Source organism: Streptomyces sp. WM6386 (assembly GCF_000972385.1).
Taxonomy (GTDB): domain Bacteria; phylum Actinomycetota; class Actinomycetes; order Streptomycetales; family Streptomycetaceae; genus Streptomyces.
The window spans coordinates 1-313 of the sequence record NZ_JXTE01000789.1 but is presented as its reverse complement, the minus strand read 5'-3'; the positions used below and the strand labels follow the sequence as shown (position 1 = coordinate 313).

Annotated in this window: 1 pseudogene; it reads left to right on the top strand. The window is 71.9% G+C overall.

The window, feature by feature from the left end:
* A pseudogene (locus tag TN53_RS43680) lies at positions 1–203 on the top strand (tautomerase enzyme); the annotation flags it as partial.
* Positions 204–313: the final 110 nt, after the last annotated feature.

Below are 313 nucleotides of genomic sequence, written 5' to 3'. Positions count from 1 at the left end.
AGGTCATCGAGCGCGTCCTGGCCGCTCTGGCGGCGGCCTGCGGACTGGAGAGGCCGTCACCGACATGGTGGGTCAACTTCCGCGTGATCGACGAGGGCAGCTGGGGCTCGTCCGGGGGCGTACTGTCCGTCCTCCCGCTGCTTGACAGCGGGGTGTTCACGGAGGAGCGGGCCAAGGCCGTCCGAGCCGCGCTGGGCGTCTGAAGCCCGGGGCGGCGAGCGCAGGCCTGCTCAGCCCTTGATCGTGGCGAGGATCAGGGCCTGCAGTTGCTCCGCCGTCCGGTCGAGGGGCTCGATGCTGCGCTTGGCGCGGC